The organism is Wenzhouxiangella indolica (genome assembly GCF_042310355.1).
Taxonomy (GTDB): domain Bacteria; phylum Pseudomonadota; class Gammaproteobacteria; order Xanthomonadales; family Wenzhouxiangellaceae; genus Wenzhouxiangella.
Genome location: NZ_JBHJMR010000008.1, coordinates 108553 through 133046, shown reverse-complemented (window position 1 = coordinate 133046; position 24494 = coordinate 108553). Strand labels below are relative to the sequence as shown.

At 68.7% G+C, this 24494-nt stretch carries 26 protein-coding genes; 15 read left to right on the top strand and 11 right to left on the bottom strand.

Features of this window, described 5'->3' with window-relative positions:
• Positions 1–87: 87 nt before the first annotated feature.
• Genes ACDC67_RS10540 through ACDC67_RS10525 form a run of 4 tightly spaced genes read left to right on the top strand, consistent with a single transcriptional unit; the run spans position 88 to position 3643 of the window.
• On the top strand, positions 88–612 hold the full coding sequence (locus ACDC67_RS10540; protein ID WP_376692942.1) for a cytochrome b: 525 nt from the start codon (positions 88–90) through the stop codon (positions 610–612).
• A 19-nt stretch (positions 613–631) separates the two neighbouring features.
• Positions 632–967 (top strand): DMT family transporter, encoded by a 336-nt coding sequence (locus ACDC67_RS10535; protein ID WP_376692941.1) that lies wholly within the window; start codon positions 632–634, stop codon positions 965–967.
• Positions 968–1010: 43 nt separating this feature from the next.
• Positions 1011–2444: an amidohydrolase family protein gene (locus ACDC67_RS10530; protein ID WP_376692939.1), complete on the top strand. Its 1434-nt coding sequence runs from the start codon at positions 1011–1013 to the stop codon at positions 2442–2444.
• Between the two features lie 35 nt (positions 2445–2479).
• Positions 2480–3643, top strand: a complete 1164-nt coding sequence (locus tag ACDC67_RS10525; protein ID WP_376692937.1) for an MFS transporter — start codon at positions 2480–2482, stop codon at positions 3641–3643.
• Positions 3644–3677: 34 nt separating this feature from the next.
• Here the strand turns inward: ACDC67_RS10525 and ACDC67_RS10520 are convergent, their stop codons facing one another.
• Together ACDC67_RS10520 and ACDC67_RS10515 are read right to left on the bottom strand one after the other, a co-directional pair.
• Entirely contained in the window at positions 3678–4430 is a 753-nt protein-coding gene (locus ACDC67_RS10520; protein ID WP_376692935.1) for a sulfotransferase-like domain-containing protein, read from the bottom strand.
• A complete protein-coding gene (locus tag ACDC67_RS10515; protein ID WP_376692933.1) occupies positions 4423–5289 on the bottom strand; it encodes an aminotransferase class IV in 867 nt (288 codons plus the stop codon). The genes ACDC67_RS10520 and ACDC67_RS10515 overlap by 8 nt, the downstream gene beginning before the upstream one ends.
• Before the next feature lie 165 nt (positions 5290–5454).
• Here ACDC67_RS10515 and ACDC67_RS10510 point away from each other — a divergent pair, with 165 nt between their 5' ends.
• The 9 genes from ACDC67_RS10510 to ACDC67_RS10470 all read left to right on the top strand — a co-directional run bounded on the left by ACDC67_RS10510 (position 5455) and on the right by ACDC67_RS10470 (position 12463).
• A complete protein-coding gene (locus ACDC67_RS10510) occupies positions 5455–5835 on the top strand; it encodes a VOC family protein (protein ID WP_376692932.1) in 381 nt (126 codons plus the stop codon).
• Positions 5835–6080 carry a hypothetical protein gene (locus ACDC67_RS10505; protein ID WP_376692930.1) on the top strand — a complete coding sequence of 82 codons (246 nt, stop codon included), beginning with the start codon at positions 5835–5837 and terminating at the stop codon, positions 6078–6080. Before ACDC67_RS10510 ends, ACDC67_RS10505 begins: the two co-directional genes overlap by 1 nt.
• A gap of 13 nt (positions 6081–6093) precedes the next feature.
• Complete coding sequence (locus ACDC67_RS10500; protein WP_376692929.1) at positions 6094–7014, top strand: alpha/beta hydrolase; 921 nt, start codon at positions 6094–6096, stop codon at positions 7012–7014.
• A 21-nt stretch (positions 7015–7035) separates the two neighbouring features.
• Entirely contained in the window at positions 7036–7455 is a 420-nt protein-coding gene (locus ACDC67_RS10495; RefSeq protein WP_376692927.1) for a nuclear transport factor 2 family protein, read from the top strand.
• Positions 7452–7928, top strand: coding sequence for a methyltransferase family protein (locus ACDC67_RS10490; RefSeq protein WP_376692926.1), 477 nt, complete (start codon positions 7452–7454; stop codon positions 7926–7928). The genes ACDC67_RS10495 and ACDC67_RS10490 overlap by 4 nt, the downstream gene beginning before the upstream one ends.
• The gene (locus ACDC67_RS10485; protein ID WP_376692924.1) at positions 7901–8203 is read left to right on the top strand and encodes a hypothetical protein; all 303 of its coding nucleotides are present in this window, start codon (positions 7901–7903) and stop codon (positions 8201–8203) included. The genes ACDC67_RS10490 and ACDC67_RS10485 overlap by 28 nt, the downstream gene beginning before the upstream one ends.
• Before the next feature lie 29 nt (positions 8204–8232).
• Entirely contained in the window at positions 8233–8766 is a 534-nt protein-coding gene (locus tag ACDC67_RS10480) for a hypothetical protein (RefSeq protein ID WP_376692923.1), read from the top strand.
• Between the two features lie 48 nt (positions 8767–8814).
• On the top strand, positions 8815–10428 hold the full coding sequence (locus tag ACDC67_RS10475) for a BCCT family transporter (RefSeq protein WP_376692921.1): 1614 nt from the start codon (positions 8815–8817) through the stop codon (positions 10426–10428).
• 193 nt (positions 10429–10621) lie between these two features.
• Positions 10622–12463 (top strand): choice-of-anchor Q domain-containing protein, encoded by a 1842-nt coding sequence (locus ACDC67_RS10470; RefSeq protein ID WP_376692920.1) that lies wholly within the window; start codon positions 10622–10624, stop codon positions 12461–12463.
• A 119-nt stretch (positions 12464–12582) separates the two neighbouring features.
• On the opposite strand, the gene ACDC67_RS10465 is transcribed toward ACDC67_RS10470, so the two are convergent.
• Positions 12583–14061: an alkaline phosphatase family protein gene (locus ACDC67_RS10465; RefSeq protein WP_376692918.1), complete on the bottom strand. Its 1479-nt coding sequence runs from the start codon at positions 14059–14061 to the stop codon at positions 12583–12585.
• 141 nt (positions 14062–14202) lie between these two features.
• On the opposite strand from ACDC67_RS10465, the gene ACDC67_RS10460 reads away from it, so the two are divergent.
• Entirely contained in the window at positions 14203–14820 is a 618-nt protein-coding gene (locus ACDC67_RS10460) for a hypothetical protein (protein ID WP_376692916.1), read from the top strand.
• A gap of 245 nt (positions 14821–15065) precedes the next feature.
• On the top strand, positions 15066–17198 hold the full coding sequence (locus ACDC67_RS10455) for an AsmA family protein (RefSeq protein ID WP_376692914.1): 2133 nt from the start codon (positions 15066–15068) through the stop codon (positions 17196–17198).
• 156 nt (positions 17199–17354) lie between these two features.
• Here the strand turns inward: ACDC67_RS10455 and fabG are convergent, their stop codons facing one another.
• Genes fabG through ACDC67_RS10415 form a run of 8 tightly spaced genes read right to left on the bottom strand, consistent with a single transcriptional unit; the run spans position 17355 to position 24473 of the window.
• Positions 17355–18110, bottom strand: a complete 756-nt coding sequence (fabG, locus tag ACDC67_RS10450; RefSeq protein WP_376692913.1) for a 3-oxoacyl-ACP reductase FabG — start codon at positions 18108–18110, stop codon at positions 17355–17357.
• Complete coding sequence (locus ACDC67_RS10445) at positions 18107–18535, bottom strand: hypothetical protein (RefSeq protein ID WP_376692911.1); 429 nt, start codon at positions 18533–18535, stop codon at positions 18107–18109. Before ACDC67_RS10445 ends, fabG begins: the two co-directional genes overlap by 4 nt.
• Positions 18536–18543: 8 nt before the next feature.
• Positions 18544–20799 carry an MMPL family transporter gene (locus ACDC67_RS10440; protein ID WP_376692909.1) on the bottom strand — a complete coding sequence of 752 codons (2256 nt, stop codon included), beginning with the start codon at positions 20797–20799 and terminating at the stop codon, positions 18544–18546.
• Entirely contained in the window at positions 20796–21362 is a 567-nt protein-coding gene (locus ACDC67_RS10435) for a LolA-related protein (RefSeq protein ID WP_376692907.1), read from the bottom strand. The genes ACDC67_RS10440 and ACDC67_RS10435 overlap by 4 nt, the downstream gene beginning before the upstream one ends.
• Complete coding sequence (locus tag ACDC67_RS10430) at positions 21310–22248, bottom strand: LpxL/LpxP family acyltransferase (protein WP_376692906.1); 939 nt, start codon at positions 22246–22248, stop codon at positions 21310–21312. The genes ACDC67_RS10435 and ACDC67_RS10430 overlap by 53 nt, the downstream gene beginning before the upstream one ends.
• Complete coding sequence (locus ACDC67_RS10425) at positions 22232–22540, bottom strand: ACP dehydratase (protein WP_376692904.1); 309 nt, start codon at positions 22538–22540, stop codon at positions 22232–22234. Before ACDC67_RS10425 ends, ACDC67_RS10430 begins: the two co-directional genes overlap by 17 nt.
• A complete protein-coding gene (locus tag ACDC67_RS10420) occupies positions 22537–23868 on the bottom strand; it encodes an AMP-binding protein (RefSeq protein ID WP_376692903.1) in 1332 nt (443 codons plus the stop codon). The genes ACDC67_RS10425 and ACDC67_RS10420 overlap by 4 nt, the downstream gene beginning before the upstream one ends.
• Positions 23865–24473, bottom strand: coding sequence for a hypothetical protein (locus ACDC67_RS10415; protein WP_376692901.1), 609 nt, complete (start codon positions 24471–24473; stop codon positions 23865–23867). The genes ACDC67_RS10420 and ACDC67_RS10415 overlap by 4 nt, the downstream gene beginning before the upstream one ends.
• Between the last annotated feature and the right edge of the window lie 21 nt (positions 24474–24494).

Sequence of the window (24494 nt, the reverse complement as noted above, 5' to 3'; positions counted from 1 at the left end):
ACCATGGCAATTCCGGATCCCGCTCATCTACAATCGTCGAGCATGCAGGTCGGACCGCGACCGGCGACAATCGAGGGGAACGGACTCATGATACGCGACAACCAAGACACCTACGGCCGCGTCAGCCGCTTTCTGCACTGGGGCATGGCGCTGCTGCTTGCCTGGCAGTTCCTTTCGGCGGGCGCGCATCTGCTGCTCGACGATACCGCCGTGGAGGCCTTTTTCTGGCCGACGCACAAGCCGCTGGGCTTTGCCTTGTTCGCGCTGATGATCCTGCGCGCGGCTTGGGCGCTGATTCACTTGCGCGTGCGCCCGCCTTCGGTCAATCGCCTGGCGAGCGCCGGCCACGTCGCACTCTACCTGCTGGTGCTGCTCGTCCCCGCGCTGGCGCTGCTGCGACAGTATGGCTCGGGCCGCGCCTTCGAGCCCTTCGGGATTGCGCTGATGCCCGGCTTCGAGGGCGAGCGCATCGACTGGATGATGGCACCCGGCAACCTGCTGCACAGCTGGCTGGGCTGGCTGCTGCTGGTGTTGATCGTCGGTCATGTTTTCATGGCCTTCTGGCATCGCCGCCGGCCGGATCGGCCGGACGTGCTCGAGCGCATGTGGTAATCGTCGAGACGGACGCCGCATGCCCCACTGGATCTACCTGACGCTCGCGATCGTGGCCGAAGTGGTCGGCACGTCGTTTCTCAAGACCGCGGAAGGCTTCACCCGGCTGGTCCCTTCGGTGGTCGTGGTGGTGTCTTACGCTGTTGCCTTCTTTTTCCTGGGCCTGGCGCTCAAGACCTTGCCGGTCGGCGTCGCCTATGCCATCTGGGCGGGTGCCGGCGTGGCGCTGATCGCGCTGGTCGGCTACGCGTTCTTCGGCCAGCGCCTGGATGCGCCGGCGATCCTGGGCATGGCCCTGATCGTGGCCGGCGTGGTCGTCATCAACGTTTTCTCGCGCACGGTGTCGGGCCATTGATAGCGCTCCCGATCCGCCCGTCATTCCCAACCGGAGACAATCCATGAAGCGACTTTTGATCGCAATCGCGGCCCTGGCCAGCGCGGGCACGGTCGTCGCCGAGCCGCTCGCGCTCATCGGCGCCACCGTGCACGACGGCACCGGCGGGCCCGCGATCGAGGATGCCGTCGTCCTCGTCGAGGGCGGGCGAATCACTTGTGTGGGCGCGCGTTCGGACTGCAAGCCGGCGGAGGGCTCGGCGGTGATCGATCTTGATGGGCGGCATATCACGCCGGGGCTGGTCGACGGCCACGTGCACTACGGCCAGACGGGCTGGCTGGACGGGCGGCCCGACAGCGGTATCGGCACCGACCAGTATGACTACGAGGCGCTGCAGACCGCTCTGCGCGACAATCCGGCGCGCTGGCACCGCGCCTACCTGTGCTCGGGCGTGACCGCCGTCTACGATGTCGGCGGCCTGCCGTGGACGCTGGCGGTGGATGATGCCGCGACGGCCGATACGCCGCGTCCGCATCGGCGCGCGGCCGGACCCCTGATCACGCACTACGAGCCGGTGTTCGGGGTGTTGAGTGCGCACGGGGCCGACTCCTTCATGCCGATGGACAGCGACGAGGCCGCGCTGGCAAGCGTCGAGCGCCTGGTCGATATGGGGGCGGAGGCGATCAAGGTCTGGTACCTCGATGGCCCCGAGGACCAGCGCGAAGCGCTCGATGCCCGCCTGGTCCTGATCGGTCGGGCCGCGCGTGAAGCCGGACTGCCGCTGATCGTGCACGCCACCGAGCTGCGCAACGCCAGGGCGGCGCTGCGCGCCGGCGCCACCATGCTCGTGCACAGCGTCGAGGACCGGCTGGTGGACGAGGCGTTCATCGAACTGCTGCGAGAAAACGAGACCTTCTACGCGCCCACGCTGACGGTAGGCGCCAACTGGCGCCGCGCCCTTGCCAGCGTGCTGCTGGGCGTCGAGGCCCCGCGCCTGGATGATCCCAACGGCTGCGTGGACCGCCGCACGCGACAGAGGATTGCCGATGCCAGCGCGCTCGGTGCCGGTGAGCCGCTGTCGCCAACCGAGCTGGAGCGTGTCTATGCCGGCCTGGAAGCCGCCGGTGCCGCGCGGCAGATCGCCGCGATCAACCTGGCGCGCGTGCACGCCGCCGGGGTGCCCGTGGTGACCAGCACCGATGCCGGCAACCCGCTGACCCTGCACGGGCCCTCGATCTACGCGGAAATCGAGGCGATGGCCGCGGCCGGCCTCTCCCCGGCGGAAATCCTGGTGATGTCCACGCGCAACGGCGCGGCGGCCATGGGGCGCCTGGACGAATTCGGAACGCTCGAGGCCGGCAAGCTGGCCGACCTGATCGTGCTCGAGGACGATCCTTCGGAATCAGCCAGCGCCTACCGCAGCATCACCCAGGTCATGCGCGCCGGCGAGCTGTCGCCGGTTTCGAAGTACGCCGCCGCGGACGAGGTCTCGCCGTGACAACCCCGTCCGCGACGTACGCTTGAGTCCCGATCGTGCGCGCACCGCTCAATGCCAAGCGCTACGCGCTGCTGGGGGCCGCGCTGATCGCCATGAGCTACGGCCTGGCGCGCTTCGCGTTCGGGCTCTACGTCCCGTCCATCCGGGCCGACCTCGGCCTGTCGGCGGATATCATCGGCCGGGTCGGTGCCCTGCCTTACGTGAGCTTCTGCCTGGCCAGCGTTTTTGCCGCTGGCGTGGTCGACCGCCTGGGCGCGCGGGCGGCGGCGCTGACCGCCTGCCTGTTCGCGGTTGTCGGCATGGCGATCGTGAGCCGCTCGCACAACGCCTGGATGCTCGCCGGCGGCGTGTTCGCCTGCGGCTTCAGCACGGGCCTGATGATGCCGGCGCTGGTCGGCGGTATGCACGCGGCCGTGCGGCCTTCGGTTCACGGTCGTGTCGGCGCCGTCATGAATGCTGGCACCAGCCTCGGCGTCCTGGTTGCCGTGCCGAGCGCCCTTTTCCTGTCGGGACAGTGGCGGGAAGGCTACCTCGGCTTTGCGCTTGTCGCCCTGTTTTGCGCCGCGCTGGCCTGGTGGATGCTGCCGGCTTCCGCCGGGATGGCCGAGCCGCATGCGCGCCGCTCGCGACAGCCGAGTATGCGCAACGCCCTGTGGCGGCTGTCGTTGTTCGGCCTGGGAATGGGCCTGGTCAGCTCGGCTTACTGGGTGTTCGCGCCGGACCTGGTTCGAACGCTGGGCGATCTGCCGGACAACGCCAGCGCCTGGCTGTGGCTGGCGCTGGGTGCGGGCGGCCTGGCCGCCGGCGCGGCCAGCGACCTGGCCGACAAGGCGGGTATTGCGCGCACGCAGGGGGCGGCGCTGGTGGGGCTGGCGCTGTCGTTGCTGATGCTGGCGCAGTGGCCGGGCTCCCTGCCGCTGGCGGTCGCGTCCGCCGCCCTGTTCGGCATTTTCTACATGATGCTTACGGGCATCCACCTGGTCACGGGCGTGCGCCTGCTGGCCGAGCATCCCTCACTCGGGCCGGTCGTGCCCTTTCTGGCCATCGCCGTGGGGCAGTCGCTGAGCTCGCCCGTTGCCGGTACGCTGGTATCGACGCTGGGGCACGCGGACGCTTTCCGCGCCGTGGCCGCGGCCGGCATCGTCCTGGGCCTGGCCTCGGGCTGGTTTCCGCATACGCGCCCGGCTGAAGCTGAATAGGCGTACAGCGGGGCCCTTCAACCGGGCGGGCGCTTCAGATGGCGCTTGCCCGGGGCCGTAGACGAAGCGAATAGAGCTGCTCGTACATGGGCCGGCAGGCCGCGGCGACCGTGCGTGCGCGGCCTTCGAGATCGGGGGCGTTCCCGGGCGGCGGGCCGAATCCGGTCGATTCCCAAACTTTCTGGTACCAGTGCGGCGCCCAGACGCCGTCGGACTCGCGTGGGCCGGCCGGCCAGCTGAGCATTTCGGGTCCGAACGCGATGTCGAGTCTCTCGCACAGCGCGCGCAGGTGACCTTCCGGTTCGGCCAGGAACTCGCCGCTGTCGATGATCGGCGGCTCCCGGCCGAGCCGTCCGACGATGAAGTCGTAGATGGCCTGTTGCTGCGGCACGCCGATGTCCTCGGGCGAGACGGTGTCGCGCTTGCCCAGGTAGGAGGCCACCACGTGGCGCGGGTCGCGGATGAGGAAAACGTGGGTCAGTTTCGACAGCCAGCCGGCATCCATCATCTCCGGCAGGATGTGGTGGGTCATGTGCTTTTGATACCACACGCTGGCGCCGTCGGGCGCGGGGCCGGTCAGGGTCTCGACCACCGATTGCCAGTCGCTGTCCATGGCCGCGATCACTTCTTCGCGCATCGGGTGGGGTGCGCCGCTCAGCTTCAGCCAGGCGCCGTAGAGCGGCTCGTCGGAGACCGCGCAGTCGGGCCGGTTCTCGAAGGCGCGCATCATGGCCGTGGAGATATTGCGCGGGCCCGACCACATCGCGATGCGAAGCGGTTCAGGCATTCGCTTCACGCTCGAGCAGCTCGGCGTAGGCTTGCTGCAGCCGTTCGGTTACCGGACCGCGCCGTCCCGAACCAATGGTGCGGCCGTCGACTTCGCCGACCGGGCGAAGGCCCGCGAGCGTGCCGGTAGTGAATGCCTCGTCGGCGGCGTAGACGTCGGTCAGGCTGAAGGTCTTCTCCGCGCAGGGAATGCCGTGCTCGCGGCACAGCGCCAGAACATGGCCGCGCGTGATGCCGCCCAGGCAGTAGCGCCCGTCGGAGGTCATCACCGTGCCGTCGCGCACGATGAAGAAATGGGTGGAGTTGCAGGTGGCGACGAAGCCGTCGGGGTCGAGCATCAGCGCCTCGTCGGCGCCGGCCACGGAAGCCTGGATGCAGGCCATGATGCAGTTGAGCTTGCTGTGGCTGTTCAGGCGCGGGTCCTGCACGTCGGGCGCGCCGCGGCGCACGTGGACGGTGAACAGGCGCTGCGGTGTCGTCAGGATTTCTTCGCTGACCGGGTGGTGGCCGGGGATGATCACCAGCGTGGGCCCGCCGTGAACCAGGCGCGGATCCTGGTAGGGCTCGCGCCGCACGCCGCGGGTGAGCATGATGCGCAGGTGGGCGTCGTCCACCAGCTCGTTGCCCTCGATGACGGCCCCGACCGCGTCGGTCAGCGTTTCCCGGTCGGGCATGCCGGACAGCATCAGGGCCTTCGCGCCCTCTTCCAGCCGATCGAGATGGGTCCTCAGAAAAGCCGGCCGGCCGCCGACCACGCGCACGCCTTCCCACACGCCGTCACCGAGCACGAAGCCTGAGTCGAAGACCGATACGCGGGCTTCGGATTCGGGCACGAGCTGTCCATCCAACCAGATCTGCATGGGCACGTCCTGCTGTAACCGCAGCGAGTCTAGCAGAAGCGCTTGATTGGGCCGATTGTTCCGTGGCCCATAGTCTGTGGTCTGAGCGCCCTGTTCGTTTGAATCGGGGCGCCGGCGGTTGTGGAGTGAGATACTGCGGGATCGTTCAAGGGAGTGCCATCGACTATGACGACGAACGCTCAGACGCATCACGCCATCAACTACATCGAGATTCCCGTCACCGACCTGGGGCGGGCCAAGCGCTTCTACGGTGAGGCCTTCGGCTGGAATTTCAACGACTACGGCGACCAGTACGTGGGCATTCGCAAACCGGGCGGCGCGCCCGAGGAGGAAGCCGGCGGATTCTGCCCGGTCGATTCGGTCACGCCCGGCGGCGTGCTGGTGGTTATCTACTCCGACGATCTCGAGGCCAGCCTCGCTCGCATGAAGCATGCCGGCGGGCGGATCACCCAGGAACCGTTCGACTTTCCCGGTGGGCGGCGCTTTCAGTTTGCCGACCCGGATGGTCACGAGCTGGCCGTGTGGAGCGCTCCGGCCGGCGACTGATGAGCTGGCGGGAGGGTCTGCTGTACGTAGTGAGCGCGGTCGCCGGTTGCATCGGGCTGCTGCTGATCGGCACTTACGCGTGGTCGGTCTGGTCGGTGATCGGCGAGCCGGACCAGTCCATCATTTTCTGGTATTCCTTTTTTCTGCTCTTTGGCCTGTTTCTGGTGGCCGTGGCGATTGTCTTTGTCGTGCTGGCCCGGATCATGCGGCGCGAGAATTGCGCAAACAACGAAGCGAAGCAATGAATGGAGAACGAACATGCGGATTGATGCGGGTTTCCGGCTCGCTGCGATCGGCTGGCTGCTGGCCGGGCTGATTCTGAGCGGCATCGCGATGGCCAGGGGCCCGGTCGAGTGGCGCGAGATCGTCGAGCAGGCGAAGCCCGAGCCGGGGCTGAGCGTCAGCTATGGTGAGTCGCCGTCTCAGTTCGGTGAACTCTACCTGCCCGAAGGTGAGGGCCCGTTTCCGCTGCTGGTGCTGATTCACGGCGGCTGCTGGCGGGTCGAGTACGGCCTCGATCACGTCGCGCCGCTGGCCGACGAGTTGCGCGAGGCGGGCGTGGCGGTGTGGTCGCTGGAGTATCGGCGCCTGGGCGAGGAGGGCGGCGGCTGGCCCGGCACCTTCGACGACATGGCGGCGGGCTTCGATCGCATTGAAGGGCTGTCCGAGTCGCATCCGCTGGATCTCGATCGGGTGGTCCTGGCCGGGCATTCGGCCGGCGGTCATTTGGCGCTGTGGCTGGCGGCTCGCCATCGTTTGCCGCCGGATCACCGCTGGCACGCCGATTCGATGAACGGGTTGCAGGGCGTGGTGGGCCTGGCCGCCATCAGCGATCTGGCGCGCTACGCCGAAGGCGAGGGCGCGTGCAACCGTGCTGCGGCCGAGCTGCTCGGAGAGAATGAGTCGGACGGCGAAGACCACCTGGCCCTGGTCAGCCCGGACCGCCTTTTGCCTCCGGCGGCGCCGGTTCACCTGATCCATGGTCGCGAAGATGCCATCGTGGCGCTCAAGCAGAGCGTCGTGCATGCCGCCCGCATCCGCGCGGCCGGCGGTGAAGCCAGGCGGCATATCCTCGAGGGCGCCGGGCACTTCGACCTGATCGCGCCCTTCGCACCGGCCTGGGCCGAGGTGCGATCGGTATTGCTGACATTGCTCGGGATCGAGCGCGCGAAGGAGTGAGCACAGAATGGAAGTTGCGATATGAACGGACGAGCGAAATTCGTGATTGCGCTGCTGGCCCTTGTGCTGGCTTCGAGCGCCTGGGCGCAGTCTCCCGACGAGGTGGTCGAGCGCTACATGGCCGCCTACAACGATCACGATGTCGACGCCATGCTCGAGCTTGTCGACCCGGACATCCAGTGGCTGAGCGTCGACGGTGACCGGATCAGCGTGGAGACCGACGGCGCCGAAGCGCTGGCCGAGGCGATGCGCGGCTATTTCGAGGCCGTGCCCTCGACCCGCTCCAGCATCGAGTCGATGATGGTTTCGGGCCAGCGGGTGAGCGTGCGCGAGCGCGCACACTGGGAATCGTCCGGGCAGCCCCGCTCTCAGGCGGCGCTGGCCGTCTACGAGATTGCCGAGGGCCGCATCGTTCGCGTTTGGTACTTTTCGGCCGAATGAGAGTCAGCCCCCTGGATCGTCTCGAACTCAAGTTGCCGCCGGTTCTGCTGGTCGCTCTGGTGGCCGCGGGCATGTGGTGGCTGGCTGCAGTGACCGTTTCGTTTGAGGCCATGCCCCTGGTCCGGGGCGCTATCGCGCTGCTGCTGGCCATCAAGGGTGGCTGGATTGCCGCGGCCGGCGTGATCGCCTTCCGCAAGGCCGACACCACCGTCAACCCGATGACGCCCGAGGAATCGAGCCGGGTCGTGCAGCACGGTATCTACCGGCACACGCGCAACCCGATGTACCTCGGCTTCCTGTTCGTGCTCGTCGCCTGGGCCGTCTGGCTGGCCGCCCCCTGGGCCCTGCTCGGCCCGGTACTCTATGCCGCCTGGATGACGCGTTTCCAGATCCTGCCCGAGGAGCGCGCCCTGGCTGAGCGCTTCGGCGACGAGTACCGCGCTTATTGCCGGCGAACCCGGCGCTGGGTGTGAGCTGGTACCGGCTCGACCTCGGCGACGCCCTGCTGGCCGCGGACGCGCTGGAAGACGTCTGCCGCCAAAGTCGCGCCGCCTTCGACCGCGCCGGTGGCCCGCGGGGCTGGGCGGTGTACAAGGCCCACATCGCCGGCGACCTGCACTGCAATCTCAACGTGTTCTTCTCACCGGCGGCCGCCGACCTGGCTCGCGGCCTGGGCGCGCGACGCTGCCAAGCGCCGCCCCGCGAGGCAAGCCTGCTGGTCGGAGATGAGGCATTAGAATGGCCTTGATTGCAACCCATCATTCGGAGTCTCGATTCATGCGCAAGTCCTTGGCCCTTTGCGTCCTGCTGGCTTTCAGCTGTCACAGCCTGGCCCAGTCCCCCTACGCCGGCGAGGAGCAGCGCCCGATAAAATCCATGTCTCCGGAGCGAATCGAGGGGCTGGAGGCCGGACGGGGTCTCGGCTACGCCAAGGCGGCCGAGCTCAACGGCTACCCGGGCCCGATGCATGTGCTGGAACTGGCCGACGATCTCGACCTCGACGCCGACCAGGTTCGCAGCACCGAGGCATTGTTCGAAACCATGCGCGAGCGCGCCGGCGAGCTGGGTCGCGACCTCGTCGCGGTGGAGGCCGAGCTCGAGCAAGCCTTTTCCGAGGAGAAGATCACGCGCGAGCGCCTGGTCGAACTGGTCTCGCGCAGCGCCAACATCGAGGGCCAGATTCGGCTGGTCCACCTGCAGGCCCACCTGGCCCAGGCTGATATTCTCGATGCCGGGCAGCTTGCCGAGTACATGCGCCTGCGCGGCTACGAGGCGCAAGCCGGCGATCATCGGCACCGTCATGATCACTGATCGGCGCCGACCCGGTACGCAATGACAGCGGCAGCGCTCAGAGCCCGTTTGGCCGGCGCCCCATGGACCCTGATCGTTTCGCTGGCCCTGATGGCCGGCTTCGTCGTTCTGGGCGTGCGCATGCCCGAGCAGCTGGCCTGGGGCGCCGGCCGCGTGCTCGAGTTTACCACCAGCCATTTCGGCTGGCTCTACCTGTTCGCCACGACCGGTTTCCTGGTCTTCTGCATCGGTGTGGGTTTCAGCGCCTACGGTTCGATTCGCCTGGGCGCCGACGGCGAGGCGCCGGAGTTTCCCTACCCCACCTGGCTGGGCATGATCTTTTCGGCCGGCATGGGCGTCGGGCTCGTGTTCTGGGGCGTGGCCGAGCCGATGAGCCATTTCGTCGACTCGCCGCTGGGTCGGGCCGAGCCGCGCAGCGCCGAGGCCGCCGGCCTGGCCATGCAGTACTCGTTCTTCCACTGGGGGTTTCACCAGTGGGCCAACTTCGGCGTGGTCGGACTGGCCATCGCCTACGCCCGTTTCCGGCAGGATCGGCCCGGCCTGATCAGCGAGACCTTCCGCGCCAGCCTGGGTGAGCGTGTCGACGGGCCGGCCGGCTATGCCATCAATACCCTGGCGGTGCTGTCGACGGTCTTCGGCGTCGCCACGACCCTGGGCCTGGGCATCATCCAGATCAACAGCGGGCTGGGCACGGTGGCCGGTGTCGGCTTCGGGCTCGAGAACCAGCTCGCCATCCTGGCCGGCATCGGCGTGATTTTCCTGCTTGCTTCACTGACGCCGCTCGAGGCCGGAATCCGTTGGGTCAGCGATGCCAACATGCTGCTCGCCGGCCTGGTGCTGGTGTTCGTGTTCTTCGCCGGACCCACGGACTTCATCACGGCGGTGCTGACCAACGGGATCGGCGATTACTTCGCCAACCTGATCGGCATGAGCCTGGTGATGGAACCCTACACCGGCGAGGACTGGGTCGAGCGCTGGACGCTTTTCTACTGGGCCTGGGGTCTGTCCTGGGCGCCCTTCGTGGGCAGCTTCATCGCCCGCATTTCGCGCGGGCGGACGGTGCGCGAGTTCGTGCTCGGCGTCATCGGCGTGCCGGTGTTGCTGAGCATGGTGTGGTTCGCCACCTTCGGCGGCTCGGCCCTGCACTTCGAGCTGTTCGAGAACGCCGGGCTGGGGGATGCGGTCAGCCAGGAAATGAGCTCGGGGCTGTTCGCCATGCTCGACCTGCTGCCGGCCGCGGCCGTGCTCGGGCCCGCCGTGCTGCTGCTGATCGTGCTGTTCGTGATCACCTCGGCCAATTCGGCCACTTTCGTGCTGGGCATGTTCACCAGCCAGGGCCGGCTCAACCCCGGCCGGGGCATTCGCCTGACCTGGGGTGTGGCGACCGTGCTGGTGACCGGCACCTTGCTGGCCAGCGGTGGCCTGGGCGCGCTGCAGACCATCTCGATCATCGCCGCCTTCCCGTTCATGCTGCTGATGATCTTCATGGCCACTTCGCTGCTGCGCGCCTTTCGCGACGAACAGCGCCAGCGTGAGTTGCACGAGGCCCTGCTTCGCGAGCGCATCCAACGCCTTCTGGAAGAGGACGATGCCCGCCGCGCATCGGCCAAGGTAAACCGGGTCGAGGGGCCGGGGCCTGAGGCCGGTGCGAATCGCGACTGAGGCCGGATCGCATTTCAGCCTGCTGATACTGCCGCGAAGCTGGCCATGCGGCCGAAAACGTGATAAAAATCACACTTTTTTGGGGAGCGCTTCCGAGGCATTCCAGCTAATCTATTTGCCATCCCCCGGCAGCCCGCCCATTCGCGGTTTGCCGCCTTCCAAACAACAAGCTCAATTTGAAGGAGTAACACGCATGCAACTGCCCAACAAGCCCGGGCTACGCCCCCGGACCCTGGCCGCTGCCATCGGCCTGGCCCTTGCGGCCTCCGGGGCGCAGGCCGCCACTTTCGAAGTCACCTCGGCCGCCGACGCCGGTGCCGGCTCCCTGCGCGAGGCCATCCAGTCGGCCAATGCCCAGGCCGGCCCGCATATCATCGACTTCGCCCAGGTTTCCGGTCAGACGATCACGCTGGCCAGCGACCTGCCGCCCATCGAAGAGGATCTGACCCTGCAGGGCAGTGAAGTGACCCTCTCGGGCGACGACCAGTACCGCTGTGTGGCCGCGGGCTACGCCGACCTCGATGTCAGCGACATGACGATCACGGCCTGCACCGGTACCAACGTCGGCGGCGTGCGTGGTCAGGGCGGCGGCGGACCCTACAACTACCGGGCCGGCGGCGGCATTTTCGGCTACTACGGCGATGTGAGCCTGAGCAATGTGACGGTGTCGGGCAACAGCACCGGCGGCGGTGAATACGACTACGGCTATGGCGGCGGCGTCGCAGTCATCTACGGCGCGCTGAGCGTCGGCGACGGTTCGGTGATTACCGGCAATAGCTCGACCTACGGCGGCGGGATTGCGCATCTCGGGTCGCAGCTGCTGGTGCAGGATTCCACCATTTCCGACAACGACGCCCAGCAGGGCGGCGGCGTCATCAACCGCGCGCCCGGGGGCATCGAACGGGGCGGGCCGATCAACGAATCCGTTTTCGAGAACGCGGTCATCTCCGGCAACACGGCGGCCGAAGGCGGCGGGCTCAACGTGGTCGGCGACTTGACGCTGATCGATACCGAGATCTCGAACAACTCCGCCGCCTACGCCGGCGGTGGCCTGCTGACGGCGCCATCGTACGGCCCCCGGCCGGTGCGAGGAACAACGGTCTCGACCGTGATCTCCGGAAGCGCCATCGTCAACAACAGCGCCGGCTACGAAGTCGGCGGGGCGCTTTTGACGGCGAAGTACGGCCTGGCGATGGACAACACAACGATCAGCGGCAACTCGGCCGAGGCGGTTGGCGGCCTGTACGTGCTCGAGGGCAGCTACGGCGCACCGGTGCAGTTCACCGGCGTGACCATCACCGGCAACGCGGCTACCAACGGGCCGGTGGGCGGCATGCTTGTTGCCTCGCAGGCCGAAACGAGCCTGGTCGAGTTGCGCAACAGCATCATTGCCGGCAATTCGGCCACCGAAGGCGACGCCGATCTCAGCGGCGGCTTCGCGCAGCAGCCGTCGGCCAACACCCAGGCGGCCGGTAGCGGCAATGACAGGGACGGCTGGAAGCCGCTGACTTCCCGCCGGGAGTCGAGTGAAGGCCTCTGGGGCGTGCAAGCGCAAGCGAATGCGTCGAAAGCCGCTTTGCAGGACTGGGGTCGCGGTGTCCAGCCGCCGGGCCCGGGCGCGGCCACCTTCGAGGTGACCTACAGCCTGATCGGTGCAGCGCCGAACGTGGGTCAATTCAATCCCGATTCGGTCAGTGCCGGCCTGGTCGGCGCCAACCCGCAGCTGGGTGGCCTGGGCGACAACGGTGGGCCGACGCCGAGCCACCTGCCGGCCGCCAATGGGCCGGGTGTCGACCTGATCCCCTCGGGTGAAAACGGTTGCGGCACCACCTTCACCGTCGACCAGCGCGGTCAGCCGCGGCCCGATGCGGCCAGCGGCCAGTGCGATCTGGGCAGCGTCGAGGTGGCAGGCGGCGTGCCGCCGCGGGAAACGCTGGCTGTGCCGGTCAACAACCCGCTCTCCCTGGGGCTGCTGGCCCTGGCCGCGGGGCTGTTGGGCATCTTCGGCCTGGGCCGCGGGCGACGCCGGGCCTGATCGAAGACAATCGGGCGGCCGGACGATCCGTCCGGCCCGCTCGTTTGTATCCTTGTTGACGAACAGCGGCCCTGCGGGGCCGTTTTTCGTTTTGGCTGTCCTCGCCGCTATTGCAGCCTTCAGCGCAGGCGGCGGCACCCGCCCAGGTCGTTGCCGTTGATTTCCCCGCCGGCTTGCTCACCGTCGATCGCGAACGCCAGGCCGGCCGCCTCGAAGCGCATCGGGCCGCGGCGGTGGAGGACGTGAATGGACTCGCCCACGTGCAGGGCCATGTGCTGCGGTCCGATACGGGCCTCGACCGGGCCCGCGTCGTCGCAGTCGAATCGCTCGACGGCATAGTCCGGCGCGCGCTCACCGGCCAGGTAGGGCCGAAAGCTTTCCAGGCGCCCCTCGTGCTCGGCCGGATCCAGTCCGAGCAGCTCGGCCATGAGCGGATAGAGGCCGACGCTTTGAACCGCCGGGCTGCGGGCCCCGGGGGTAAAGTCCGGGCCGCGGGCGATGAAGATGCCGTGCATTTCCGCCAGCGCCGGGTCCCAGCCGTGCATGCCCTTGGGCGGGCTGGGGTTGGCCATGTAGGGCTTGCTCGAGATCAGCCAGCCCGGGTCGGCTTCCACCAGCACGTCGGGAACGCGGTAGTGGCTCCCGAAGTGGTAGCGCTCGGGCACGTCTGCGCGCGTGAAGGCTTGCAGGTGCTCGACGCCCTCGAGCGCAGCCACGATCTCGTCGGCGCTCATCTCGCCGGCCCAGATCTGCGCCGCCGGGCCCCAGTCGGAAACGCGCACCTTCGCCAGGTCGATGTATTCGTCCAGCGCCACCGTGCGTTCGCGGCTGACGCTCGACATGCCGTGGTCGGAAACCAGCAGGATGTTGATCGAGTCGAGCTGGTCCTTCGATTCCAGTTCGGTGAACAGGCGCCCCAGTTCGGCATCGATCTCGGCCGCGGCCTCGAGCGCGGCGTCTGAGGCAGGGCCGCTGCCGTGGCCGCGCGAATCGACGCGGCTGAAGTACAGGGTCAGGAAATCCGGCCGCTCGGCCTCGGGCATGGCCAGCCATTCCAGCACCTGGTCGACGCGTTCGGCGTGCGGTACCCGGCCGTCGTAGGCGCGGTAGTGGCTGGGGCGGGTGCGCTGGATCATCGCCTCCGAGCCCGGCCAGAAGTAGGTGGCCGCGATCAGTCCCTGCTTTTCGGCGGTCACCCAGATCGGCTCCCCGCCCTGGTACCAGAAACCATCGTTGACCGCCTCGCGATCGCCCAACGAGAAGCTGGCCTCGCGCCTGGGATCCCACATGTTGTTGGCGACCACGCCGTGCGTGCCGGGGTGGCGGCCCGTCACCAGGGTGTAGTGGGTGGCGAAGGTCTTGGTCGGAAAGGAATGATGCAGGCTGTCGGCGTACAGGCCCTCGCGGATCATGCGGTCGATAGTCGGGCTGTCGAAACGCTCGATGTAGTCGTGCCGGAAACCGTCGATCGAGATGAGCAGCAGCGGCGTTGGCTTGTCGCCGCTGCCTTCGGGCGGCCGCGACTGGCAGGCAGACAGTGCCAGCACGGCCAGAGACAGGCACAAGGAGCGGATGACGAGACGTTGAAACGTGAGCATGGTTGACGGGCATTCCGAACGGGGATGCGCCGATTCTAATGTCTGGGTGACGACGACAGGATGAATTCTCGATCCGGTGTCCGGATTGTGCCGCCGAATTCGTTTCTATCGGCATTCGAGACTAAAAGTGGATTCGCAGCAATGAAAAAATTTCTCGTCGGATGTCTCGTCGTGGTCGTCGTCCTGGTGGGCGCCGGTGGCACGGCCGGGTACTTCTTCTTCATCAAGCCGGCCTGGGAGTTTGCCGGCGGTGTGCAGGAATTCGTCCAGGAATACGCCGAGCTCAATGAGCAGGTCGAGCGCCAGGGTGACTTCTCAGCGCCGGCCGAAGGCGGCATGACCAGCGAACAGTTCCAGCGCTTCCTGGTCGCCCAGCGCGACATGCGCCAGGGCATGGAAGGCGAGCTCGAGGCGCTCAAGGAACGCTTCGAATCGATGCAGCGCGAGATCGACGATGAACAGCGCGACGCCAACATCGGCGAGTTGTTCAGCGCCTACCAGGGTCTCGGCGATCTGCTGATCAAGGCCAAGCGGGTCCAGGTCGAGGCGCTCAACCGCTACAACTTCTCGCTGCAGGAATACCTCTACGTCCGCAACCAGAGCTATCGCGCCCTGGGCCAGGAAGTCGCGGTGGCGTCCTTCGGCGACCAGGCGTCCCAGGTGCGCAGTTCCGATGTGCCGGAGGAAGTCGTCGAGATGGTTTCGCCGCATCGGGAGGAGTTGATGGAGGGGTATGCGTTTGCCTGGTTCGGGATATGAAGCCTGGGCTGACCCCGGATTGCAAGCTGCTCGCTTTCGGGCCGAAGGCGGGCTATGAAATTCCGAAATCCGAAGCACCAAGTACCAAACGAACTCGAATGACCTAAATTCGAATGTTCCAAACGTCCGCGGTGACTCTGTGCATTGGGGGGTCGCGCGGCGGAGCGGCGGTGTCCGCCGGGAGGGTGCGTTTGCGGGGCATTTGTTAAGCTTCCGGATATTGAATCTGTCCGGAGGCCTCGGCCATGTTGCGCAAGATCGTTCTGCTGGTCTTTATCCTGATTGGTCTGCTGGTGGTGGCGGTGGTGGCTGCCGCGTTTCTGATCGATCCCGACGACTATCGCGACGAGCTGGCCGAGCGTGCCAGCGCGCAGCTGGGCCGCGAAGTGAAGCTCGAGGGGCCGATGGAGCTCAGGTACTTCCCCTGGCTGGCGCTCGATATCCGGGATGTGACGGTCGGTAATCCGCCCGGTTTCGAACAGGCGCCGCCGCTGGCCGGTATCGAGCGTGCGACCGCGTCGGTGCGCATCCTGCCCCTGTTGCGCGGCGAGATCGAGGTCGGGGCGGTGACCATCGAGCGCGCCGGCGTGCACCTGGTGACCGGTCGCGGCGGCGCCAGCAATCTCGACGGCCTGTTCGCTCCCGCCGACAGCGCGCCCGATTCCGGCGATCCGACCGACCTGTCGCAGATCCAGACCGGCGCGGTTCGCTTCGACAACGTGGTCCTGAGCCTGATCGACCTGGCGGCCGGCACGCGCACCGAGCTGCGCCTCGATCGCGTCTCGCTCGATCCCTTCGCGGCCGGTCGGGACGTTCCCCTGTCGCTTTCCGGTCGCCTGGTCGAGGGCGGCGAAACGGTCGTGACCCTGGAGCTCGACGGCACCGTGCGCGTTGCCGCCGACCTGGGCGAGGTTGCCCTGTCGGACTTCTCGCTCGACTACGAGCTTCCCGCGGCGGGTGCCGAAGGGGAGGCCAGCGGCAGCCTGGTGCTCAACCCCATGGCCGAACCCCTGCGCATCGAACTGTCGTCCTTTGCCAATCGCATCGAGCTGGACGGCCTGACGGCGGATCTGTCGGCCGACCAGGCGATCACTGCAACCCTGGGCGAGGTGGTTCGCGCCAACCTGCCGTCGGCCCGCCTTTCGCTCAACGGCCAGGCGCTGATGCTAGACGGCGAAGCCACCATCGGTGAGCGCATCGGCGGCCGGCTGGCGGTCACGGGCGAGCGATTGGACCTGACCCGGCTCGTGCCCGAAGGCGCACAGGAGACGAGCGAGTCCGGCTCGGGCGCGGAAGAAGGGCCGGGCGATGATTTCAGCGCCCTGGAGATGTTCGACCTTGCCTTCTCGCTCGAACTGGACGAGCTGGTGCTGGCCGAGGGCGCGCGCCTGACCGAAGTCTCCGCGCGCAGCCGGCTGACCGGCGGCGAACTGACGCTCGACCCGCTGACGGCGCGCCTGTTCGGTGGGCAGTTCCGGGGCAGCGCCGGCGTCGACTTTACCCGGCAGCCGCCCGAAGTGGTGCTCAGCCCCAGCCTGTCCGGCATTCGCGTGGCCGAACTGGCCGCGCTGTTCACCGGCCAGTCGCCGGTCGACGGCGAGGGCGAGTTCACCATGGACGTGCGCTTCAGCGGCTTCAGTCCCGAGCAGATGCTCGCTTCGCTCGACGGCAGCGGCAACTTCGCCATCGCCGAGGGGGTGCTCCAGGGCGTGGACCTGCAGGCCTTGATCGATCAGGAGCTGACCTCCGACAACCTCGGCAACATCGCGCGCAGCTTCGGCGGCGAGACGCGCTTTCGGACCCTCGACGGCGGCATGCGCATCGAGGACGGCGTGGTCGAGCTGCCCAACCTGACCCTGTCGGCCGCCGGTTACGGCGCCACCGGCCAGGGGCGCATCGACCTGGGTGCGAATCGCGTCGACTATGCCCTGGCGCTGGACCTGGGCGAGGAGTTGACCCAGCGCCTGCCGTCGGCCCTGCGGCGCTCGACCGGTGGTCGGATACCGCTGAGCATCTCCGGCGAGCTGACCCGGCCGACGGTGCGCGTCGACCTGGCTTCCCTGGCCGAGGGCGTCATCCGCGAAGAACTGGGCCGCCGCCTGCTCGAGGCGCTGGAGGGCGATGACGACGAAGGCCCGGAGTCGCAAGACGCCGAAGCCGGGCAGGATCAAGCGGGCCAGCAAGAAGGCGAAGCCGCCCGGGAGGCCGACGAACCCGACGAGCGCGAGCGCCGCCGCGAAGCCGGCCGCAGCCTCCTGCGCAGCCTGCTGGAGAAGGACGAGAAAGACGACGCGACCGAAGAAGAGCCCGAGGCCGCCGAAACGCAGGAAGACACGGAAGAAGCCGAGAGTGATCCCCCTCCGGAAGAGGCGGCTTGACTAACGCCGGCCTGCGCCGGATGGATGGAACGTGCAGCCGATTGGTCGAAGGAGCAAATCACAAGTACCAATTTTCCAGTCCAATCCATCGCTATAGCCGAGACGGTTACGGATCCCCCATCGGGGAGTCCGAAAAACTTACCGAGCGGGGCTTCGTCAACCCGGTGCCATGGCGCCGTCTACCCCGATCACCTGGCCGTTGACGTAGCCGGCGGCCTCCGAACAGAGGAAGGCCGTCAGCGCGCCCACTTCATCCGGCCGGCCGAAGCGCCCGGCCGGTATGGCGGCCAGCAGGCCCTCGTGGTCGAGTTCGCCCAGCATGCCGGTGTCGATCACGCCCGGCGCGATCGCGTTGGCGCTGATGCCGCGGCTGGCCATTTCGCGCGCCAGCGAGGCGACCGCGCCGTGCAGGCCCGCCTTGGCCGCGGCGTAGTTGACCTGGCCGCGATTGCCGATGCGCGCGGCGACGCTGGAGACGGCGACGATCCGGCCCCAGCGCAGTCGGGCCATGCCCAGCAGCGCCGGCTGCACGACGTTGAAGAATCCGTCGAGGTTGACGGTCATGACCCGGCGCCATTGCTCGGGCGACATGCCCGCCATCGGGGTGTCGTCGTGGATACCGGCGTTGTGCACGACCACCGCCAGCGGTGCGGTCTCGACCAGGCCCGCGACGGCCGCGCGCGTGGCTTCGCCGTCGGCGAGATCGAATTGCACCGCCTCGGCCCGTCCGCCGCTTTCCTCGATATCCCCGACCACGGCTTCGGCCCGCTCGAGGCCCCGGCCGGCGTGAACCAGCACGTGATGGCCCTGGGCGGCGAGGGCGCGACAGATGGCCGCGCCGATTTCGCCGGAGCCGCCGGTGACCAGCGCGCGGCTGTCTTCGGGCCGGTGCCCGCCCCGTCTGCGGCTCATGCCGCCGCGCCCGGCACGGGGAACATGACCGTGGCCCGTCCGCGCGCCAGTTCGTGTTCGTCGGCCAGGACCTGAAATTCGTAGACCTCGCCGACGGCGCTGCCGCCGACGCGCTCGGCGTGAATGGTCAGCTCGGCCGGGGCTTCCAGTGCCCAGACGCCCAGCTCGAGCTCGGGCAGGGCGACCAGGCGGCCCTCGCGCGGCGGCGCGTCGCTGGCCGCCAGCAGGCTGCCGTGCACGGCCATGGCCTGGGCACCGTACTCGGCCAGGGCGGTTGCCGGGAGTTGGCCCTTGCGGCCGAGGGGGTGCTCATCGAGCGCGCCGGTCCGGGCGCGGCAGGTGATGCGCGCCTCGTCGTGGCTGACGACCTCGTCGATCAGCACCATGGCGCCGGCGTGGGGAATGCGCGATGCGATGTCCGTCAATGATTCGTTCACCGGGGCTGACCGATTCGGGTAAACAGCCACGATAGCAAAATGCCCAGCGCCACGGTCAAGCCCAGCATCTGCAGCAGGCCGATGCTGGACTGCCCGAGCACGAAGAACACGCCGCCGGTCGACAGCGCGCAGGTATCGATGGCGCGCCGGCTGCGCGCCACCGCCGGCGGGTCGCCGCGGAAGCTGCGCGAGAACAGCGCGAAGTCGAGCCCGATGCCCGCGGTCAGCAGCAGACCGATGAGGTGCACGATACTCAGACCGCCGCCGAAATGACTCATTGCCGCTGCCGTGACGAGCACGGCTGCCGCCGGCGGCAGGGCCACCGCCAGGATTTCGGACGGTCGGCGCAGCCGCAGGCCCAGCAGCAGCAGGATGATCCCGGCGGCGATGCCCAGGCTGAGGCCCGCGTCGCGGCGCCATGCCGCCACCATGGCCTCCGACCCCGCCGCCAGGTCCACCAGTTCCGCCGGGGTCTCGCCGCGCGCCAGCAACTGCGCCAGGGCCTGTGGGTTGTCCAGGCCCACCGGCGTGATCAGCGCGCGCCAGCCGTCGGTGGTCTGGCGCAGCTGGGTATCCAGGCGCGCCGCAAGGGGCGTGGCCTGCCAGAACGCGCGCCCGATCGGACCGCGCTCGCGCGCTTGCGCGAGGTCCTCGAGGAAGGGGTCGAAGGCTTCGGCCCGAAAGCCGGCATCGGCGGCCTGGAGGCGCTCGCGCATTTCCTCCGCGGCCGGCCAGGCCGACAGGCGCTCGCGCTGGCGGGCGCTCGACGGCAGCCAGTCGGTCGGCGTCTGCCAGTGTTCGATCAGGCCCTCGTCGCGGGCCTGCTCGAGCAGCTCGGTGGTCGCTTCGGCCGCGCGCAGCGCCGCGTCCGGGGTTTCGCCGCCGGCGGCAATCAGGTAGCGCACGTCGCCGCCGCCGAGCGCGGCCCGGAGGTCGCGGTCGACTTCGATCTGTTCGCGGTCGATCGGGCTCAGGCGCGACAGGTCGTTGGACCAGCGCGCCTCGCCCTGCCAGACGAGGAAAGCCAGCGCGGCCAGGCCCAGCAGCACCGGGACGGCCGGCCAGTTGACCGGTCGCACCCGCGTCGGCTGCACCCGCCGCGGCAGGGCCGGGTCGAGGGCCGGAAGCAACAGCGTGGCGACCGCGGCACCGGCCAGGCCGGCGGCCGAGAAGGCACCGAGCTGGGCCAGGCCGGGGCTGTTGGACAGCCAGATGGCGACGTAGGCAATCAGCGTGCTCATCACGCCCAGAAGAAGTGGTGCGCGGATATTGCGCGCGGTGGCCGACAAGGCCCGACGGTCGGCGTGACCGAACAGGTGAACCGGATAGTCCAGCGCCACGCCCAGCAGGGTGAAGCCGAAGGCCAGGGTCAGGCCGTGCACCTGGCCGAAGGCCAGAACCGTCACCGCCAGGCCGCAGACCACGCCGGCGGCCAGGGGTACGGCGCCGGCCAGCATCGCACTGGCCGAACGCCAGGCGAAGGCCAGCACGAGCAGCACCACCGCGCTTCCCCAAAGGCTCAGGCGCAAGGCGTCGGCGCGGGAAGCCTCGGCGCTGGCCACGCCGATGACGGGCGCGCCGGCGAGCACCAGTTCGAGGGCGTCCGGCGCGGCCTGGTCGAAGCCTGCGCGCAAGGACTGCAGCAGGCTCGACTGCGCGTCGACGGCAAAGGGCGCGTGGGCGGAGTGTACGAGCAGCAGCGCGCGCTCGCCGGCGTCGTCGAACCACATGCCGTCGACGGTCCGGATGCGCCCGGCGGCGGACAGCTCGGCGCCCAGCGCTTCGACCAGGCCGAGCGGATCGCGCGCGATCAGGTTTTCGACGCGCTGCCCGGCGAAGGCCAGGTCGGACAGGCGCTGATCGAGCGCGTCGGCGACGGCATCGGGCTGCACGCGCCCGGCCACGTCCGGGACCAGGGCAAAGCGCGCCTGCATGAGCTTTTCGACCAGGGCGTCGTCGTCCGACCAGTTGCCGTTGTCGACGCGCTCGACGCCTTCGAGCCCGCGCCACTGCTCGGCCAGGCGGCGGCTGGCCTGCGCCAGATCCGGCGGGCTGCCGCCTTCCACGGCGGCGAGAATCAGGCGACCGGCGCTGCCGCCGGAGACCTGGTCGACCACGATTTCCTGCTGCGCCGTGCCGGGGGCCGGCAGGAAGGCGTCGAGCCGGTAATCGAGCTCGAGACCGGCGAAGGTGAAGAACCCGGCGCCCGCCAGCACCAGCAAGGCCAGCAGCGGACGCCAGAGGTGTCTCACGGCCGGCGACTCAACTCGGTTTCGATGGTCTCGCCGTCGGCCAGTTCCAGCTCGAAGCGCTGGAGCCGATCGGCCTCACCGCTCAGCGACAGGGCCGTGACGCGCTCGGCCAGCGACTCGTCGCGCGGTCGCAGCAGCAGCCGCCAGCCGGTTTCCTCGTGCCTGAGTTCGTGTTCGAAACGTTCCCGCAGGGCGTCGGCATCCCCGCCGAGCAGGGCGGACAGGCCGTGGTAGAGCACCGCCAGCTCGGGCACGTGCGCCAGGCTGTGGTTGCGCGGCGACTGCCCCGGGCGCTCGATCACGATCATGCTCGACGTCAGGGTGTAGGTCGCCTGGCGCGGTTCGACGGTTTCGCGCACCAGTTGCCCGCGGCGGTTGCGCCACATTCGCCCGGTCACCACCAGCGGCTCGGACAGCAGCGGCGATTGGCGGGTCTCGCGGAAATCGAGCTCGGCGCGATCCCCCTCGGGGGCCACGGCGGCGACGAGTTCGTCGAGCGACTCGCCGGCCTCAGCGCTTGCCGTCGCGAGCAGCAGGATCAGTGTCAGCAGTCCAGAAGTCATAGAAGTTGAACCAATTGTAAGGGTATTGTCGGGCGTAGTGCTCCAGGCGCTCGGCATAGTGCTGCACGCCCTCGTTCAGTGCCCGGCGGCGCTCGCTGCGGCTGCGCGCGCGTTCGGTCGGTCGCGGCAGCCGTTCGAACACCAGCCGGTAGCGGCCGCGGCCTTCGTAGAGCCCGAAGACCATCACCACGGGCACCTCGAGGGTGTCGGCGATGGCCAGCGGCGCGGCGGGCAGCCGGGTCGGCCGGCCGAGGAAGGTGACGTCGACGGCCGCTTCGCTCGCCCAGGTGCGATCGGCGAGCATGGCGACCATGCCCCCGGATTCCATCACGCCGCCGGCTTCGAGCACGATGGCGGGGCCGGGTTGGCGCGCGTCGATGACGGTGTCGCGGATGTCGGGCAGGAGTTCTTCCATCATCTGCGTCATGAGCGAATTCTGGTCGCGGTCAATCACCACCTTGAGCCTGCGGTACTGCGGCGGCGCCTGGCGGCTGAACACGCGAATCGCCTCGAAGCTGCCCAGGTGCGAGCCCAGCAGCATGCACCCGCGGCCGTCATCGAGCAGTTCATGCAGCGCCTCGACGCCCTCGGGGCGAACGTCGAGCTCGTTGCCGCGACCGGCCAGCAGCAGCACCCGGTCGACGATGGTCACGGCGAAGGTGTAGATGTGGATCAGCACGCCCCACCCGCCTTGCCGCGGCGCCCCGACCAGGGCCAGCCATTCGCGCGAGGCGCGTCGCTCGGGGCCCCGAACCAGAAAGAAGTAAAGGGTGGTGGGAAGCAGGCACAGCCGGGCGAATCCCCGCCCGACGTTCAGGATGCACCATCGAATCAGGGCGAGCCAGAAGCGGTTGCCGCCCTCGGGGCGTTCACGCCAGTGGGCCATGACGGCACTGTCCGCGGGCGACGGTTTCACCGTCTTCGGTCCGGATGGTGAACGAAAACTGATCGGCCGCTCCCTCGATATGCAGGTGGATGGCCTGCTCGGGGCGAACCGGGCGCAGGAACTTGACGCGCTGCCAGCGCGTGGCGCCCTCGCGAAAGCCCGCCAGCGCGGCGGCCTGGCGCTGCACCAGTTCGAGCAGAACCACCCCGGGCACGATCGGCTGACCGGGGAAATGCCCCGGCAGCGAGGGGTGGTCGGCCGGAATGCGGCAGATGACGTCGACCGGGTTCATCCTGCCTGCCTGCAGGTTCGGGCGAAGAACTGCAGCAGCGACTGGCGCGGCAGCTTGCCGGTTTCCGCCCGCGGCAGCTGCTCGACCAGGCGCAGCGGGCGCGGCATGAACGCCGGGTCGATGCGGCGGGCCAGGGCGCGGCGAATATCGGCCGCTTCCAGGTTGGGTGCGACCACCAGCGCGGCGAGTCGCGCCGCCGGACCGTCCTCGTGTTCGGGCGGCTGGAAAATGACGCCGTCGAGCACGCCCGGGATGTCGAGCAGGATGCCGGTCAGCTCGGCCAGGGAAGCGCGCTTGCCGGCAATGTTCACCAGGTCGCTGTGCCGGCCCAGCAGGCGGAAGCTGTCGTTGCTGCGAAACTCGAGGTGGTCCATCAGGCGCACCGGCCCGGGCAGGTGCGGCGCGGTGGCGACGGTGCCGTCGCCGTCCGGGGTGAGTTCGAAGGCGTCGAACAGTTGCCAGTCGCGGACCCGGGCGGTCTGGCGCCGGGCCAGGCAGCCGGTTTCGGAGCAGCCGTATATTTCCACGACTCTCGCGCCGGTGGCCCGCTCGATGCGGCGTGCCAGGGAGCGGCTCAGCGGGGCGGTGGCCGAGTAGACGGTCTCGATATCCGGCAGGTCGACACCCGACTCGACCAGCGCGCGCAGGTGGACGGGGGTCGAGACCAGTACCCGGGGTTGCTCGATGCGCGCCAGTTCCCGGCAGATGTCGGCGACGAAAAAGGGATGGGCCGAGCTGACGGTAAGCGGGCCGAACCAGGGCATGAGCACCGAGGTTTCCAGACCCCACATGTGCTGGGGCGGCACCGTGGCCAGCACGCGGGCGCCGCGCGGCGGGTCCAGCTGTGCGAGGTTGATCAGGCTGCTGTCGTGCAGGGTGCGCCAGGTCTTGTCGATGCGCGAAGCCCCCCCGGTGCTGCCGGAGGTGAACACGACGGCGGCCAACTGGTCGGCCGGGATCTGCGGGATGGCGGCGGCGCGGTCGGCTACCGAAAGGGCCTCGGCGGGATCGATGATCGTCCCCTTGAAGCCTTCGAGGGCGCACTCGGCCACGATCACGGCGCCTTCGAAGGCGTCGTGGAGGTCGTCGATCGTGGCCTCGAGGCGATTGGCCGGCAACAGGTTGCAGCCGCCGGCCATCACGCTGGCGGCAAAGGTCACACTGAAGGCGTGACGGTCCTGGCACAGGTTGATCACCGGCGCACGCCCCGGCAGGCGACGGGACAGCGCCTCGGCCTGGGCGATGAAGCGGCCCACGCTGATCGGCTCGTCCGCGTGCAGCATGACGAGTTCGTCCAGCGCCCGGGTTGTCAGGGGTATCTTGCTCATCGGGCGAAATGATGCGGTTGAATGCGCGCGACGTCCAGCAGGAAGCGAATCAGGCCGGGATGCTCGTCGTCGGGAAAAACCCGTCGGCGCAGTAGTAATTCTAGCCAGAGGGTGCCCAGCATGATCGCCGGTGCGCCGACCACGACCCAGATCAGCCAGGCCTGCACGTGATCGAAGGCGGCCAGCCACAGGGCGACCACGCCGATGGCCGAGAGCACCGCCGCCCAGCCCAGGGTCCAGCCCCTCAGCCAGGCACCGGCGTGGGTCGGCGCCTCGGTGCCGTTGCCGTCGTGAACCAGCTGCGCGAAGCGTTCGATGACGGGGGTCTGGCCTTCACGCAGGGTGGCGGCGAACCACAGGCCCATCGCGACGAAGATCAGCCCCGGAGGCCACAGCGCCAGGGCGGGCAGGAACAGCGCGATGGCCGCCAGCGCCAGCGCGCCCGCCATCAGCAAGACACGCCCGGCCCGGCCCGGCAGTAGCGGCAGGAACAGCAAGGCCAGCAACGGCAGGCACAGCGAGCGCAGTTCCGGCCGACCGAGCTGCAGCGAGGCGTAGACCACGACGGGGTAGAGAGCCAGGGCAATCAGGCGCCAGCGAGGCATGGGGAATGCGAGCCGCTTCGG